This window comes from Gottfriedia sp. NPDC058432 (assembly GCF_042721555.1).
In the GTDB taxonomy this organism is placed as follows: domain Bacteria; phylum Bacillota; class Bacilli; order Bacillales; family Bacillaceae_G; genus Gottfriedia.
This window is the reverse complement of record NZ_JBHXLC010000001.1, coordinates 441748-458509: the sequence shown is the minus strand read 5'-3', so window position 1 is coordinate 458509 and position 16762 is coordinate 441748. Positions and strand designations below refer to the sequence as shown.

At 32.2% G+C, this 16762-nt stretch carries 19 protein-coding genes and 1 other annotated feature; of the genes, 3 read left to right on the top strand and 16 right to left on the bottom strand.

The genetic code is table 11. From position 1 onward, the window contains the following. Positions 1–302, bottom strand: a 302-nt coding sequence (gene aroA / locus ACFWM3_RS02300) for a chorismate mutase (protein WP_390309959.1), incomplete at its 3' end; no start/stop codon positions are given. 102 nt (positions 303–404) lie between these two features. Further along, positions 405–631, bottom strand: a binding site (T-box leader). A 258-nt stretch (positions 632–889) separates the two neighbouring features. Between aroA and sigK the strand changes: the two genes are divergently transcribed. Continuing rightward, a complete protein-coding gene (gene sigK / locus ACFWM3_RS02295) occupies positions 890–1609 on the top strand; it encodes an RNA polymerase sporulation sigma factor SigK (RefSeq protein WP_056472757.1) in 720 nt (239 codons plus the stop codon). Between the two features lie 74 nt (positions 1610–1683). Here sigK and ACFWM3_RS02290 read toward each other — a convergent pair whose 3' ends face one another. From ACFWM3_RS02290 to ACFWM3_RS02270, 5 genes are all read right to left on the bottom strand, one after another. Beyond that, entirely contained in the window at positions 1684–1917 is a 234-nt protein-coding gene (locus ACFWM3_RS02290) for a YrhC family protein (protein ID WP_056472755.1), read from the bottom strand. A gap of 716 nt (positions 1918–2633) precedes the next feature. After that, complete coding sequence (locus tag ACFWM3_RS02285; protein WP_056472752.1) at positions 2634–3278, bottom strand: TetR/AcrR family transcriptional regulator; 645 nt, start codon at positions 3276–3278, stop codon at positions 2634–2636. Positions 3279–3281: 3 nt separating this feature from the next. Beyond that, positions 3282–4298: an ABC transporter permease gene (locus tag ACFWM3_RS02280; RefSeq protein ID WP_056472750.1), complete on the bottom strand. Its 1017-nt coding sequence runs from the start codon at positions 4296–4298 to the stop codon at positions 3282–3284. Further along, positions 4295–5014, bottom strand: coding sequence for an ABC transporter ATP-binding protein (locus ACFWM3_RS02275; RefSeq protein ID WP_390309958.1), 720 nt, complete (start codon positions 5012–5014; stop codon positions 4295–4297). The genes ACFWM3_RS02280 and ACFWM3_RS02275 overlap by 4 nt, the downstream gene beginning before the upstream one ends. Before the next feature lie 167 nt (positions 5015–5181). Further along, on the bottom strand, positions 5182–5313 hold the full coding sequence (locus ACFWM3_RS02270) for a hypothetical protein (RefSeq protein WP_390309956.1): 132 nt from the start codon (positions 5311–5313) through the stop codon (positions 5182–5184). A gap of 182 nt (positions 5314–5495) precedes the next feature. Here ACFWM3_RS02270 and ACFWM3_RS02265 point away from each other — a divergent pair, with 182 nt between their 5' ends. After that, the gene (locus tag ACFWM3_RS02265) at positions 5496–6131 is read left to right on the top strand and encodes an FMN-dependent NADH-azoreductase (protein ID WP_390309955.1); all 636 of its coding nucleotides are present in this window, start codon (positions 5496–5498) and stop codon (positions 6129–6131) included. A gap of 126 nt (positions 6132–6257) precedes the next feature. Beyond that, positions 6258–7007, top strand: coding sequence for an SDR family oxidoreductase (locus tag ACFWM3_RS02260; protein WP_390309954.1), 750 nt, complete (start codon positions 6258–6260; stop codon positions 7005–7007). 184 nt (positions 7008–7191) lie between these two features. Here ACFWM3_RS02260 and mtnN read toward each other — a convergent pair whose 3' ends face one another. From mtnN to ACFWM3_RS02210, 10 genes are all read right to left on the bottom strand, one after another. Continuing rightward, the gene (gene mtnN / locus ACFWM3_RS02255; protein WP_056472738.1) at positions 7192–7884 is read right to left on the bottom strand and encodes a 5'-methylthioadenosine/S-adenosylhomocysteine nucleosidase; all 693 of its coding nucleotides are present in this window, start codon (positions 7882–7884) and stop codon (positions 7192–7194) included. A 186-nt stretch (positions 7885–8070) separates the two neighbouring features. Beyond that, entirely contained in the window at positions 8071–8667 is a 597-nt protein-coding gene (locus ACFWM3_RS02250; protein WP_056472733.1) for a YrrS family protein, read from the bottom strand. Between the two features lie 67 nt (positions 8668–8734). After that, complete coding sequence (locus tag ACFWM3_RS02245) at positions 8735–10495, bottom strand: peptidoglycan D,D-transpeptidase FtsI family protein (protein WP_390309951.1); 1761 nt, start codon at positions 10493–10495, stop codon at positions 8735–8737. 73 nt (positions 10496–10568) lie between these two features. Then, on the bottom strand, positions 10569–11045 hold the full coding sequence (greA, locus tag ACFWM3_RS02240) for a transcription elongation factor GreA (protein WP_056472726.1): 477 nt from the start codon (positions 11043–11045) through the stop codon (positions 10569–10571). Between the two features lie 211 nt (positions 11046–11256). After that, positions 11257–11892, bottom strand: coding sequence for a uridine kinase (gene udk, locus ACFWM3_RS02235; protein WP_056472723.1), 636 nt, complete (start codon positions 11890–11892; stop codon positions 11257–11259). 20 nt (positions 11893–11912) lie between these two features. Then, positions 11913–13190 carry a peptidase U32 family protein gene (locus tag ACFWM3_RS02230; protein ID WP_056472719.1) on the bottom strand — a complete coding sequence of 426 codons (1278 nt, stop codon included), beginning with the start codon at positions 13188–13190 and terminating at the stop codon, positions 11913–11915. Between the two features lie 96 nt (positions 13191–13286). Then, on the bottom strand, positions 13287–14219 hold the full coding sequence (locus ACFWM3_RS02225; protein ID WP_335411921.1) for a peptidase U32 family protein: 933 nt from the start codon (positions 14217–14219) through the stop codon (positions 13287–13289). Next, on the bottom strand, positions 14212–14871 hold the full coding sequence (locus ACFWM3_RS02220) for an O-methyltransferase (RefSeq protein ID WP_390309950.1): 660 nt from the start codon (positions 14869–14871) through the stop codon (positions 14212–14214). Before ACFWM3_RS02220 ends, ACFWM3_RS02225 begins: the two co-directional genes overlap by 8 nt. A 365-nt stretch (positions 14872–15236) precedes the next feature. Beyond that, positions 15237–16331 (bottom strand): endolytic transglycosylase MltG, encoded by a 1095-nt coding sequence (gene mltG, locus ACFWM3_RS02215; protein WP_390309948.1) that lies wholly within the window; start codon positions 16329–16331, stop codon positions 15237–15239. A 122-nt stretch (positions 16332–16453) separates the two neighbouring features. Continuing rightward, a complete protein-coding gene (locus ACFWM3_RS02210) occupies positions 16454–16744 on the bottom strand; it encodes a DUF1292 domain-containing protein (RefSeq protein WP_056472710.1) in 291 nt (96 codons plus the stop codon). Positions 16745–16762 lie beyond the last annotated feature (18 nt).

The following is a 16762-nucleotide window of genomic DNA, read 5'->3' as shown; positions in this document are numbered from 1 at the left end:
TTCTTTCTTGAAACTAAAAGAGCTTTTCTGTGATCATCCTCTTGTAGTTCTAAGCTTGCTTGGAAGATCGTCTTGAAAATATGTTGTAAAGTTGAAGTTTCAAAAGGGCCCTCATTCACATTTGCAATCTTATCTAACACTTCACGCTCACGAACTGGATCGAAACGCTTGATACCGTGTTTAATTTTTTGTTGACCAATTTCTTGAACAACTTTTCCACGCTCGTTTAATAATTCAACGATTTTTAAATTAATCTCATCAACCTTATCACGTAATTGCACTAACTCATTATTTGTACTCATTTCTTTTTCCTCCTCAAATTTTAAATGTCTATTCCAATACCACTTCTTTTATCAAGAAGTAAGTATGTAAAAATGAAAACAAAAAGTCCCTACTGAATAAACAGTAGGGACGAATTAATTAATCGCGGTACCACCCTAGTTGTGAACAAAAAATCTGTTCACCACCTTCATTTTGTTAACGATCAAAATGACCGTTTCTATTTTCAATAAATGAAATAGAAATTGCTCCAAGAATGTAATTCAGCATACCATATGTACTGACTCGCAGCCTACGTCAGCTCTCTTAAACAGGGAAGTTATGCCTACTGTGCTCTTATCATCGCAATATATTTAATTGTCAAAAGATTCATTAAAAAAGTTATTAATGAGGATTATAAAGCACTTTTAAATAGGCTGTCAATGCATTTTTTTTCTAAAATATGTAACGATTTTAAAAAAGATACATCATTATTAGATTGGTAGCGCTTACTATTTTCAACATTTTTTTTACACTGCTTACATTTTTTTTATGGTACAGACACACAGAATTTGTACATTACATAAATATATAAATAACAACTAACCTTACCTTCCTTAGGAGTGATTATATGACTGGTTTATTTACCGCCTTAAGTCTTTTCTTAAAAGAAGTGTTTGTGTTTGTTTCATATGTTAAAAATAATGCCTTCCCTCAACCTCTTTCACAAGCCGAAGAAACGCTCTATTTAAATCGTATGGCAAATGGAGATGGAGAAGCACGAAATTTATTAATTGAACATAATTTAAGACTCGTTGCTCACATCGTCAAAAAATTTGAAAATACCGGAGAAGATGCTGAAGATTTAATTTCGATTGGTACAATAGGTTTAATAAAGGCAATTGAGAGCTTTGTTCAAGGAAAAGGAACAAAATTAGCCACATATGCTGCTAGATGTATTGAAAACGAAATACTTATGCATTTACGTGCTTTAAAGAAAACAAAAAAAGATGTCTCACTTCATGATCCGATAGGCCAGGATAAAGAAGGCAATGAAATCTCACTATTAGACATATTAAAAACTGAGACGGAAGACGTAGTTGATCAAATTCAACTGAATATGGAATTAGAAAAAATCAAGCAATATATTAAGATTTTAGATGACCGTGAAAAGGATGTAATTATCCAACGATTTGGTATTGATATGGATAAAGAACTAACTCAACGTGAAATCGCAAAGAAATTAGGAATCTCAAGAAGTTATGTTTCGAGAATTGAAAAACGTGCTTTAATGAAAATGTACCACGAGTTTTTAAGAGCTGAAAAAGAAAAGAAAAAAGATAAAAAATAAACCACTAAAGATGAATATGACCTCCAATTGTTAGTCAAATCTAACAATTGGAGGGAATTCATTTTTAGTGGTTTTTATGCTTGCTCTTCTTTTTGCATTTTGCGTTTAAAATAATTGGATGTCAGAAAGAAACCTAATGCAAAAATCAGCATTGTAAAAACGATACTCTCGACGATCAATATTTTATGTTGGGTTAATCCGTCCTTTGGAAGGAGAGTCCCGATATAGAAAAAAGTAGCCAATGCTGTTGTTATTGCTCCAAATGTTTTAAAATCATTAACCTTCGCCTGTAGCTTTTTAAAATTCATGAATACTACACCTTCCCTTCTTGTTTACTTAATTAACTTTAACATATTTTATACAAAAAAAGTGAAGGTAATTAAAGGCAGTATATGTAGAGATTAGTAAGTATAAGAAAAATTAAAGTCATAAGATAAGTATTGTCTTGTTGATTTCCACTACAGGTTGCTCGCTTTTGTCCACAGCTCTTATAGAATATTGAACACAGAAAAGAATCAAATAATTGATACAACCGAATAAATTAATTTTGATTTATTACTATATCGCTAAAATATAATAACTTACTAATTAAGTTTTATTTCAGCTCAATTCCAGAACATATTTCAACACAAAGAAGAAAGAGATTATTTAAAATCCCTTTCTTCTGATAAAAATAGAAGTTGTCAAATTAATAAGTAATCTCTTGGTGATTTCCACTACAGGATGCTCGCTTTCCATGGGGCATGAGCTGAGCCTCCTCGTTCCTGCGGGGTCTCACCCTTCCTGCATCTCCCATAGGAGTCGATCATCGTCCAATCAATTCATCTAAAAAAGTTTATATTACAAATTGTCTCTAAATCAAGGTTGTAAAATTCAATATAATATCATCATGAATTAGGCTTATAGAACCAAAAATAGAAGCATTTCCATTTAAAATCAAATAGTATTAAAAACTCCAAAATTCTCATACCAAGATTTACCTTTTATAAACAAAAATCATATTTTTATCAAAATTAATTATAAGTTATTTCAACCCATTCTTAATAAACTCAATCGTACGTTCAGTTTCCTGTTCTTCGTTCCAAAAAGGGGTATTTTCTAGTACGATTGAAGAGATAACTAAACCAATTACTGTTGAGATAATTAATCTTAGTACTGTCGGTATCGGTAATTCTTTTATTTGTCCTTTATCAATAAACGATTGTAATACACTAGCTACTTTGGGGTACATTTTATCTTTAAAGAGTCTTTTTAGCTCTTCTTGCATATCGTCTTGGAATGGCATTTCTTGTATGATTATTTTTACAGCTGCTTTATTTTTCTTTGCAAATTCCATGCGATTTTTAATAAGCGCATTAAGAAAATCTTCAAATGTTTCGTATTCTAAATGAAATACTGCTTTAGAAAAACGATCCATTTCAAAAGGAGCAATTGTTTTTACTAATGTCGGTTTGATAATACTTTTTAGTAAATCCTTTTTTGTTTTAAAGTAACGAAAAATAGTACCTTCAGCAACATTTGCTTTTTTGGCAATTTCATTAGTAGAAGTACTAACAAAACCTTTTTCTGCAAATATTTCAATTGCAGCTTCAAGAATTTTTATTTCTTTTTCATTCATTTCTTGTAATTTTTCTTCTGGAAAAAACTCTTCTAATTTAATTGGTAACACTCCTTAAATTGAACGCTGTTTCTTTAAAGCAACTATATTTAAAGAAATAAATACGATTGAAAATCCAAGTAGGATCAGTAATTGAATTACAACATCTGAAAGCGACTGTCCTTTTATCATAATACCTCTAAGCGCTTCTGCTCCATATGTCAGTGGTAGAATACCCCCAATAAATTTGAACCAATTTGGTAAAAACGCTGTTGAGAAAATACCTGAAAAAAGAATTTGAGGGACTGCAATAACGGGAATAAATTGGACAACTTGGAATTCATTATTTGCATAGGCAGATAACAGCATTCCAAGTGTTAGAGCAGTTAAAGATAATAAAATATTAACTACGCAGACTTCCCATGCACTTCCTACATTATACATATCTAACACACTTATTGAAAAGACTGTTATAATGATCGATTGAATTAAAGCAAAAAATCCAAAGCCTAAAATATAACCAACTACTATTTCCCATCTTTTGACTGGTGTGACAAGTAATCTTTCAAGAGTTGTTGTTAATCTTTCCCTTACAAAAGAAATACCAGATAAGATAAATACAAATAAGAATGAGAAAAACCCAATAAAAATTGGTCCAATTGAATCAAATGATTCCATATTTTTACTACCATAAATTGGGTCCATTACAATTTTAAAATTCGAAGGTGTGTTTTCTTTAACTGCTGATTGAATAGCATCCATTACTGCTGTTGTTCTTGCCTTATCAGTCCCTTCAATTTGTACAACTATTTTCCCTGCTTTAAACAAAACAGCACCATCAAGATCCATGCTTTTTAACTTATCTTCTATGTCTGAAGGATTTACATTCTTTACTTTCGCATAATCTTTCACAATTTGCTCAAATGCTGGAGGTGCATCTACAAGGGCTAAAGTTGGTTTCGTATCATCCTGTTTTAAGATATACGAAAATAAAAACAATAATACGATAGGAGCAACAAAAATCATTGCAAGAGATCTTCTATCTTTTAAAAATTGTTTTATTATTCGTTTAGAAATTGCAAAGACTCTCATGAGCTCACCTCAGTATTAAAATATAGGTCTTCGATTTTACCTGTTTTTGATTGCGAGATTAAATTTTCAGTAGTATCTAAAGCAATTAATTCTCCTTCTCTAATTAATCCGATCCGTTCACATTTTTCAGCTTCTTCCATGATATGGGTTGTAATGATGATCGTAGTACCTTGCTTTTTCATCTCAAAAAATTGATTCCAAATTTGCTTTCTTAGTACTGGATCAATTCCAACTGTTGGTTCATCAAGGATTAGTAATGTAGGTTTATGGAGGATTGAAATGGCAAGAGAAAGTCGTTTTTTCATTCCCCCAGAGTATTGATTAACTTGCTTGTTTAATGAATCCTCTAATCCAACGATTTCAGCTACTTCTTTAATTCTCGACTTAAGTTCTTTACCTTTTAAATTATACAGAGCACCAAAGAAACTTAAATTATCAGCTCCCGTTAAATCGCTATATAATGCGTCAGATTGCCCCATGTAACCTATAGACGGAAGGACAGAAAAATTAGGCATTTTTTTGTTGTAAACTAGTACCTCGCCTTTTGAACTTTTATCAATCCCAGCGACCAATTTTATTAAAGTTGTTTTCCCAGAACCTGATGGGCCTAAAATCCCAAAAATTTCACCTTCTCGGATGTTCATTGAAATATTTTTTAGCACAGCTCTTTTTCCAAATAAACGATCGACTTTCTGGATTTGAACTACATCGCTCATCGTAATCCTCCGTTCAAGTATATTTACAATCTATATTATTCAAAATGAGTGAGTACTCACTCTATACTTTCATCTTAGTTCATCCTTTACGATTAGTCAATAAAAAGTGAGTACTCACTCAATCGCATTATAGAAAAAGGCTGCAAGGGCTGGTTATCCGCTTGGTTTTATAATAGCACCAATATATCTGCACCTTGAAACTCGGAAAGTTCTTTAATCGTAATACTCGAACTTGGTGGTATATCAATTACATAAACAAGGCAATGAAGACAATATTCCACCTCTACACTATATTGCACCCAAAACGCCTCCATTCCAAAAAATAAAATGTATAAACAATATTTTAGAAGTATTTATTATTTGTGTAAAACTTCACAAATATCATTGACATTTTCAAAAACAAGGGTTATATTACTGATGTGGTCAATCGCCGATTACACTTGTCGCCGATTATTCAATACTACACGAGGAGACATAATTAATGAATAGAGTACTTGTAATAAATGCACATCCAAATTTCAATTCCGAAGAGGTATATAGTGTAAATGTATTAAATCATTTTAAGAACACACTTAAAAGTAAGGACCCTTCTGCAAAGATTGAGCAAATTAACTTGTATAACGAATTTATACCTAATGTAGATTCAAACGTTTTATCTGCATGGGGAAAATTAAGTGAAGGTATTCAACTTAACTCAGATGAAGCTCGTAAAATAGAAAGAATGAATGAGATATTAAAGCAATTTAAAGAGATAAAGCAGTATGTAATCGCCTTCCCACTTCATAATTTCAATATTCCATCTAAATTAAAAGATTATATGGATAATATTTTAATTGCGCGTGAGACTTTTAAGTATACAGAAGACGGTTCAGTAGGGTTACTTTATGATGATCGAAAATTATTAGTCATTCAAGCCAGTGGTGCAATTTATACAAATGATGATTGGTATACAGAGGTTGAGTACGCTCATAAGTATTTAAAATCCATGTTTAATTTCTTAGGTGTTGAAGACTATCAAATAATAAGAGCACAAGGCACAGCTTTGTTAAAAAGAGAAGAAATATTGGCTAATGCATATAAGGAAGCTGAAGATGCTGCAATGCGTTTTATAAAATAATTGAAAAAATTTAGACTTAAGAACTATTAAGGATATGTCATTTTAAAAATGGTATCAATGAGCAAAAACGGCATACTAAATAATCAAATTAAATAATTAAATTCATAATTAGTGAGGTTAACATAAATGAAAATTGTAGTAGTTGGTGGTACTGGATTTATTGGAACTAAAATAGTTAGCAAACTTCGTGAGACAGAACATGAAATTATTGTAGCATCACCTTCCTTAGGGGTTAATACAATTACTGGTGAAGGACTTGTTGAAGTACTTATGGGCACTGATGTTGTAATTGATGTAACTAATTCCCCTTCCTATGAAGACAACGTCGTATTGGACTTTTTTGAAACTTCTACTCGAAATATTCTTGCTGCTGAGAAAATTACCAACGTAAAACATCATGTTCATTTATCAATTGTAGGTACGGATGGTCTTCTTGAGAGTGCATACTTCCGTGGTAAAATGGCTCAAGAAGAATTAATAAAAGATTTTAGTATCCCTTACACGATTGTTCGTACAACACAATTCTTTGATTTTATTCTGACTCTTACAGATTTATTTACCGATGGAGACACTATTCGTTTACCTGATTCGTATAATCAGGCAATATCCTCTGAAGATGCTGCAGAAGGCATAGTCGACTTTGCACTAAGTACACCAGTAAACGGTATAGTTAATTTAGCCGGACCAGATCGAATGAAATTTGTTGATTACGTAAAGGCTTACTTAGAAAGTAAAAGTGATATACGTAAAATTGAAGCAGACGAAAAAAATCTATACTTTGGTGCAAAACTTGGCGAGTTTTCGTTAGTTCCTACTTTAGAAGAAACTCTGCATACTGCCCCAACACATTTTAAAGATTGGCTTAAAGAAAAATAAGATATTAATACCTGCTTTTGTTTAAATCCCTATTTTTAAGTTTAGACTTCAATATTAAAGTAAAAAAATGTATGGAGCAATAGCTACCATACATTTTTTATTTTAATTTCATACTCTATTTTTCTACATTACAAAATAGATTTTCTAAAGAAAGATGCCTATAAGGCATCTTTACTTAAAAGATTTATAACGCTTTAATCATTTCCTCAACCATTAATGTTGAATTAACAGCTGCCGTATGAAGGAATTGATCAAATGAAATATTTGATTCTTTACCTGCAATATCTGACAATGCTCGTGTTACAACAAATGGTACTTTAAAAGCATAACAAACTTGAGCGATTGCAGCTGCTTCCATCTCTACAGCATATAGATCACCAAATTTCTCTTTTACAAAGTCTACTCGTACTGGATCATTCATAAATGAATCACCAGTTACGATTAATCCTTCAACAACTTGGATACCATTAATTTTTTCAGCGCATTTTTTAGCGATAGACTTTAATTTGTCATCAGAAGGGAATGCAGCTGGCATACCTGGAACTTGACCATATTCATAATTGAACGCGGTAACGTCTACATCATGATGACGCACTTCAGTTGAGATCACAACGTCTCCTACATTTAAGTCAGTATGAAGTCCGCCTGCAGATCCTGTGTTAATAACAACATCTGGCTGATATTTTTCTAAAAGAATTGCTGTTGCCATTGCGGCATTAACTTTACCAATTCCAGACTTTAATAAAATTACTTCTTTACCTTCGTATGTACCTATATTATATTCTGAGCCTGCAACTTCTTCTTTTCTCAGGTTGTCTAATTTATCACGTAATACATGTACTTCTTCTTCCATTGCTCCAATAATAGCTAATTTCATTCTTTAAATTCCCTACTTTCTCTTTCAAACTTTAATCATTTTACCATATAGAGACATATCATTCATCTTTAAGAATGCGTACAACAAAAAACACTTTAAATTTTAAAAGTTTCCTAAAAAGGCGTTCGCTTTCCATGTGGCGTAACCTTATCGTTTGATCCCATAGAGACTCAAACTTTTTAGCTTTTAATACTTTAACTCTTTTACTTCTTGTACCAAAATAGGGAGCCAGCCTTCTTTTACAACCCAATGTAAGTAAATGACATATTTATAGCTTAAGTCGTTTGTAGCAACGTATACATTTATACTTTGCTGATCGTATCCTTGACTAATATGCCAAATTGAATAATCTTCTTTTGTTAAAGAAATCGCATTTGATACTGCTTCTTCCATTTCATAAAAGTCCTGAGACATATGACTATAATGAACTTTATGTGGCTCAACTTGTCTTGTTTTATTAGGTGTCCATTCTTTTACAGTCGATTCTATAATATTTTCATCATTTATTGAATCTTTAATAATCTCATTTACTTTTTCTCGATATTTCGCTTGATAAGGATTCGGTATATCTGTCATTTGCTTTGGTTCTTGAGCAATCGTAGTAATCTGAGCTTTTGCAGTATTAGGCTCTATCTTTTGTTGGTTGATGATTGGTAAAGTTATTTTTATCCCTAAATAGATGATTCCAAAAAGAAGTGGAATAAGTAGTATTCGGAAAAAATAATTTCCTCTTCGTACTCGTCTTAATTTTTGGACCCTTTTGTTTGATTCAATTGAAGACATTGACAAAATCCTCCAAAAACAACTAATTTTTCCCTATTTTAACATAGAGTTAATTAATTAAAAATAGCTATTTTGTGTGGTTTTTATCAAAGTTATATATAGATTTTATTAAACTTGTAACAGTGTCAGAAGTAGATGTAACTTCGTTTGGAACATTTAAACTAACAACTGCGAATGCATACCTTGGCTTATCATATGGAAAATAACCTGCAAACCATTTGTTTTGTTCGACTATTTTACCATCTACTACTTTTGTTTCCGCTGTACCACTTTTCCCTGCTAAAGTGTAAGGCAAACTAGTATATCGATTTCCCGTTCCTTTCGCATCCGTAACTACACCTCGAAGTAACTCTCTTAATTTTTGCATTGAATCTGGAGCTAGATAATCATCAGCTAATGTCTGTTCTGGGAATTTAAACATTTCTGTACCATTTTTATATACTACAGAATCTACTACTTTTACTTGTTTTGGGCTTCCACCTCGCGCAATGGTAGCCATCATATTAGCTACAGCTAAAGGGGATACTTTCACATCCTGTTGTCCAATGGATGTATTTAAGAGCTTATCACTTAAAGAGTTTCCTACAAAATATGTTGGTTTCCCTTCATTTTGAAATTGACTAAAACTAGATTCATGATAGACAGATCCTGTCCATCCTACTGGACCATCTAAACCTAGCTTTTTTGCATAGGCTTGAAACATATCTTTATTTTTTAAAGTTAATTGCTTACCTAATTGGCCAAATGTGTAATTACAACTTTCATAGAAACTTTGTTGAAAAGTTAAATTACCTTTTCGCTTTTTCTCTTCATCTTCGTATTTACCGACTAGATTATTATTGCAATTATACATTTGATTTTCTTTCACAATACCTTGATCTATTGCAGCAGCCGCTACAACTGTTTTAAAGACGGAACCGGGTGTACTAGCTAATAATGCATAATTAGTCGCAGTATTATCATTTGAAGAAAATAAATTTTGGAAATTCATAGTTGGTCGACTAACCATTGCTAATAAATTGTTCGTCTTTACGTCAATTAACACTGCAGCACCTTTTTGAAGTTTAGCTTGGTCAACAGCTTGTTCTAAAATTTGTTGTAAATCTTTATCTAGTGTAGTAGAAAGGGAAACAGGATAAAATGGATTACTAGGTTTTGCATATTTGACTTCATTTCCAAACATAGGTTTACCTAAATTATCCACGTGAAGCATTAAATTAGATGTGCCATCAGATTTTAAGAAATCTTCAAACTGAGCTTCTAAACCAATTACCCCAAATTCTTTAGGCTTATAATTTCGATCACTTTCATACTGTTTTTCATATTGTTCTTTATTTTCCCTAGCTATTCCAATTAGGTGTTCTGCCAATTGTTTATCATCTTTGTCTTGAGACAGCATGGAAATTAATCCAGAAACATGTAAATTATTTATTTGATCAATTTGTTCAGATGTTAATGTTTTTGTCATTCCTTCTAATGTAAAAGGTTCTTTTTTACCATTAAACTGATCTTTAATTTTTGCAACCGGTACTCCTGTAATCGACGATAATTTATCAATTGGCCAATCGATTGTTTTTAAAAATGGAAATAAAATAACTTTTGGAGTGTAAGCTGCACTTAATAATTTTCCATTTCGGTCAAGTATTTTTCCACGTCCATTATCAATCCGAAACTGAAATGTTCTTTGAGCAACACTTCGTTCAATTAAATTTACCTTTTGTGGGCCAAAATTCTTTTGATGAAGTACACTAATATCTAAACATCTGTATGCGATTAAAGAAAATAGTAATGAAAATATAATTAATATGGCTTTTATCCGTCTATGCATATAAAAAACACCTCATCTACAGTGTAGACGGGGTGTTCTTTTTTCAAACAATTAAATTGTTAAACAAATCAAATTATTTAACAGCAAGGATTCTTACTTGCATATCTCCACCTGGAGTATTAACTGTCACTTCTTCACCAACAGTTTTGCCTAATAAGCTTTTTGCGATTGGAGAATCATTTGAAATTTTACCTTCAAATGGATCAGCCTCAGCACTACCTACAATTGTGTAAGTTTCTTCGTCACCAGCTGGTAATTCTAAGAAAGTTACAGATTTACCTAAAGTTACTGTATCTGATGCATCATTATTTTCTGTAATAATTTCAGCATTACGGATCATATTTTCTAAAGTTGTAATACGACCTTCAACAAATGCTTGCTCATCTTTTGCAGCATCGTATTCAGAGTTCTCTGAAAGGTCACCAAAGCTACGAGCAATTTTAATACGCTCTACTACTTCAGCACGCTTTACTGTTTTTAAATTTTCTAATTCTTGTTCTAATTTTTGTTTCCCAGCTAAAGTCATAGGGAATTTTTTTTCGTTAGCCATTTTGTACACTCCTTTTAGTATCCACCGTTTCTTTTATGTAGAACTTCTAAATATCTGTTTATACAATGTAGTTGTACAAACAGTGTATGAGAATAATTAATGAAACATTCAACTTATGAAAACGCATTCTTTTATATAGAAAGATGAAGAAGTGAGTGCTTCTCCATCTTTCCAAAATTATTTTTAGGAATTATTCTCTCATATGAACGTATTATAATACACTTACTCTTTCAAGTATAGTCTGAATTTTTGTAGCCATTAAATCGATAGCCACAAAGTTCTGACCACCTTCTGGTATGATAATATCTGCGAATTTCTTAGATGGTTCACAGAATTGATTATGCATAGGGCGTACAACATTCACATATTGATCTACTACAGAATCAACTGTTCTTCCACGTTCTTTTATATCTCGTTGTATTCTACGAAGGATTCGTAAGTCAGCATCTGTATCTACAAATATCTTTATATCCATTAAATCACGTAAACGCTCGTCTTCTAATACTAGAATACCTTCTAAAATAATAACTTCTTTTGGCTCTACAGGGATTGTTTCTGAAGATCTTGTATGAATTGTATAGTCATATACAGGTTTTTCAATTGCTTTGTATTGCAATAAATCTTTTATATGCTCAATAAACAAATCATTATCAAATGCTAATGGATGGTCATAATTTGTTTTCAATCTTTCTTCCATTGGTAAATGCGTTTGATCTCTATAATAAGAATCTTGCTGAATCATTAAAATTGAATGACCTTTAAATTGATCATAGATTGCTTTTGTTACAGAAGTTTTACCAGAGCCAGTCCCTCCAGCAATTCCAATTACAATGGGCTTATTCCCCATACTTCAATCCCTCTTTCTTATCAAACTAACTTTTTTCTCATCATGTTGTAAGGATAAACTTTTTGATCCACTTTAATTTTTACGATTTCTAATGGATGTCTTGCAGCGTCTACTTCTGTTCCTTCTTCATTAACAATTACACCAACTGTTTGTTTGAAGTTGTCCATTTCAGGTCCAAAGAATTCAATTTGGTCACCTGGTTTGAAGTAGTTACGTTGTTGGATTGTTGCGATACCAGTTTCATCATCATAGTCTAATACAAGACCTGCAAAATCATACGTTGTTTTTTTGCTATGATTTCCATACATTTGCTCTTTCATTCCTGGAAGTCCTTCAAAGAATGAAGAAGCAGTGTCACGATTAGCACATTTATCTAGTTCTTCAACCCATTCTTCTTTAAATTCAAAGTTTTCAGGGTCAGCACAATATGCATCAATTAATTTACGATAAACAGATACAACAGTAGCTACGTAATGGATTGATTTCATACGTCCTTCAATTTTTAAACTATCTACACCCATTTCAATAAATTTAGGAATTGAACGTAATAAGTTTAAATCTTTAGGGCTCATTGCAAATGGAGCATCTTCTTCAGCAAATAAAGCATTTTCTGAAGCATCAGGATTTTGTGACTCAGTTTGAACTAAATCGTAATCCCAACGACATGATTGACAACATCCACCACGGTTTGAATCACGTGCAGTCATATGATTACTTAAAGTACAACGGCCAGAATAAGCAATACACATTGCTCCATGAATAAATGTTTCAATTTCAACATCTACTTTTTCTTTGATTTCTTTTATTTCTTCATAGCTCGTCTCACGTGCTAATACTAATCGATGTAATCCTTCTTCTTTCCAGTATTGTGCAGCACGATAATTTGATAAAGATTGTTGTGTACTTAAATGCACCTCTAATTTAGGAGCAGCCTCTTTACATGTTTCAATAATATATGGGTCAGCTACAATAATACCCGTTACTCCTGCAGCTTCAATTCCTTGTAAATATTCAACTAATCCGTCCATGTTTTCGTTATGAGCAAATATATTTGTTGTTACATAAATTTTCGCATTAAATTTGTTTGCAAATGCTACCCCTTCAGCCATTTCTTCTATAGAGAAGTTATCTGCATTCGAACGTAAACCAAACTCTCTACCGCCGATAAATACAGCATCTGCGCCGTATCTTACTGCAATTTTTAATTTTTCTAAATTACCAGCCGGTGCTAATAGTTCAGGTTTCTTCACGATTACACGTTTGCCATCAACTATTTTATCTAATTGTCCAATTGCCATTATTAATCCTCCTCTTTAATACAGGACTAAGGTCCAAGGCTCTGCACTAGAATTCCTTGGCTGTCCTAAAATATCCATGATTTAATCTTGCTTCTATTAATACACCGTTTCTTTAAAGAAGAATCCTGTGTCAAGTGGTCTATTTACAGGTTGGATTGCTTCGATTTTGTCGAAAAGTTCGTCTTTAATATCTTCGTAAGCTTCACGATCTTCTACACATAGATCAATAGCTTGTCTGTATAGTTTTGTTACTTCAATGATATACTCTGAAGATTTTAAGACTCCGTCAATTTTGAATGAATCAATACCTGCATCAACTAATTCTTCTAACTCGTTAACAATACAAATATCATTTGGACTCATAATATGAGTTCCATTTTGATCTTCAAAAATTGGATATTTATTATTACGTTCGTGGTCAACTAGGAACATATTTTCTTCATATTTCTTTTGTTGAACGATCTCTAAATTCTTTCCTTGGTATTCAAAATAGTTACCGACAAGTGAACGTTTTGATTGGAACATAGCAGTCATCCCATGTACTTGTACTTCGATTTCTACTTTAGCATTTTCTTTAATTTCAGCGACAGCTTCAAAGCTTAACTCTCTAGCTAATACCGCACGTTTAGATCCACGTTTTCCCCAGTAATTACATGTAAACCAGTTTGTTGCCGTTGTTTCTGTGTTCCAATGTAATTGCATATTAGGTGCAATCGCACGTACAGACATAAGAACTGCAGGATCTCCGAATACAATTGCATCCACATTTGCATCTCTTAAAAAAGCAATATAATCTTCAATTTCATCAAGAATTTCATTATGGTAGACGCCATTCATCGCTACATATACTTTTACATTTTTTTTATGTGCAATTTCTACTGCTTCTTTTACAGCTTCACGATTAAATTCACCCGCTAAGCGTAATCCAAAACGTTGTTCACCAATAATAACTGCGTCTGCACCAGCATCAGCTAATTTATCTATATCATTTAGGTTAGTTGGCGTAACTAATAATTCAGGCTTAATCATTATTAACTCCCCTTTTCTTACTAATAGCAACTCCATCACCAATTGGTATAATTGTCGAATCATACTTAGGGTGATTCATTAGCCATTCATTGTAATTTTGAATCTTTTTTATTAAAGCTTTCTTGCGTCGATCATCAACAAGATCCGCACTTTCAGCAACTTGGCCTTTAAATAAAACATTATCTGAAATGATAACACCTCTGTCTGATAACAAAGGCTCATATAATTCAAAAAATCGTTTATACTGAGCTTTAGCTGCGTCGATAAAAATAACATCAAATTGTCTGTTTACAGGCAACTTTTCTTTTAAAAGTAAAGCATCACCTTCTAAAAGTAGAATTCGATTGCTGTAATCACTTCGCTCAATAAACTCTTTTGCTTTTCGAATTCTCTCTGCATTTCGCTCCATTGTAACAATCTTCACATTTGGAAACTCTTTTGCCATTCGAATACTTGAATAGCCTATTGCACTGCCAATTTCAAGAATGGAAGTTGGCTGTATTAAATAAAGTAAACCAAGCATAAATTCCATACCTGCTTTATCCATTATCGGCACATGATGCTCAAATGCATAAGTTTCCATTTCTTCTATAAAAGGTTCTCTATGTTTATAAAAATTCGCCAAGTATTGACGAACTAAAACGTCATTCATTGCTTATAAAGCCTCCAATAGAAATACAACCTTGTCAAAAACAAGGTGTAAGTAAAATTTCTTTGTATCTGAATTTTTTTAGACCCGTAATATTCTAACATAAAAAAAAGACCCTTGGCTAGTACCAAGAATAGTTACAACGCTTTCACTATTTTTTAATTTACAAAATTCCTCAGTAGACTATTTATACTACTGAGGAATTTAATATTTTCACTTTAAAAAAAGTAATAAATTGGCAGCAAGATAGAGTAATCGACGTTGTTGCCAATTTAGGAATCAAGTATAAGTGCAACTACGTCTCTGGCTTCGCAAAAAAGGCTTGTCAATCGACGATTTTACTATATTATACAAGTATTTCCAACTTTTTATTTTATATGCTTTTCTTTTTCAGTATTGTGTTCTGCTAACGACTTTGTAAAGATTACTTTACCTGTTTTATCAGCAAGGAAATATAGATAATCTGATTTAGCAGGCTTTAGAGCAGCTTCTATACTATCAACGCCAGCACTTGCGATTGGTCCTACTGGTAACCCTTTAACATAGTAAGTATTATAAGGAGATTTAACTTCTAAATCTTTATATAATACGCGTTCTTTATGTTTACCCAGTGCATACAAAACTGTCGGATCCGTTTGTAATGGCATTCCTATTTTTAGTCGGTTATAAAACACACTTGAAATTAACTTTCGATCTGTTGTACCAGTGGCTTCTTGCTCAATTAATGAGGCCATTGTTAATGTCTGATGAGGAGTAAGCTTTTGGCTACTCATTTCTGTTTTATATAGGTCTAATGTTTTTACTGTTTCATTTAACATTGGTGTAATTATTTCCTCTAAACTTGGAGTATAATCCCCATACATATAAGTTGAAGGATATAAGTACCCTTCTAATGGATAGTGAATTCCTGGTTTAAAAACATCATTCGTTATTAATTGCGGAAACTTTTTTTGTAGTCCCTGAATAAATGTTTTATCATTCAACTGTTTTAGTACAGCTGCTTGATCTAATTTAAATCCTTTTGCAATAATCGCTGCGATTTCGCTTAATTGAGAACCTTCAGGAATCATTAAATCCTTTACAGCAACTTGATATTTACCACCTACCTGTAAGTGATTAATAATCGTTGCAACTCCTTGATTTTCGCTAAAATGATAATTCCCTGATTTTAGACTAGCGTTGTTATGCAACTTCACATATAGTTTAAAAATTGAAGTATTTTTTATTAAGTTTTTCTTTTTTAATATTGCTGCAATATTATCAACAGAGCTTCCTTGAGGAATTGATACTAATTTAATTTGTTTATTTGCTGAATTAACTGGTTTTAACATATGTTTATAAGTTGCAAAACCCGCTCCAACTACGACAATACAAGCAATAATTAAATATGTAAAAATAAGCATAATCCTGCTTTTTTTATTTGTATTCTTGTATCCATTTTTATCAAAATCGTTAAATGACAAACTTATCTACCTCCTTTTCCACGTTATAGTATACTACAAATATGTACTAAATCGGCAATTTTCTACATAAAAAAAATGCTAAACACTTTTATAAGCGATTAGCATTTTTAAATCCAGAGATATTATTCTCCTTCTTCTTCGTCAAAGAAAGTGTTTAATACTTCTTCAACCATTTCCCACTCTTCGTCAGATTCGATTGGATATAACTCTCCATCTTCACCATCTTCTGCAGGAATGAAGCTAGATGCATGGTAGATTGGGTCTCCATCTTCATCAAACTCTTGTCCAACTGGACTATAAATTACGTATGATTTACCATAATCATCTGATTCAAAAGTCATGATAATATTACAAAGAATCTCATTACCTTCCTCATCGATGATTGTAATTTGTCTGTCTTCACCGTGTTCCATTTATATCACCTCTATTAT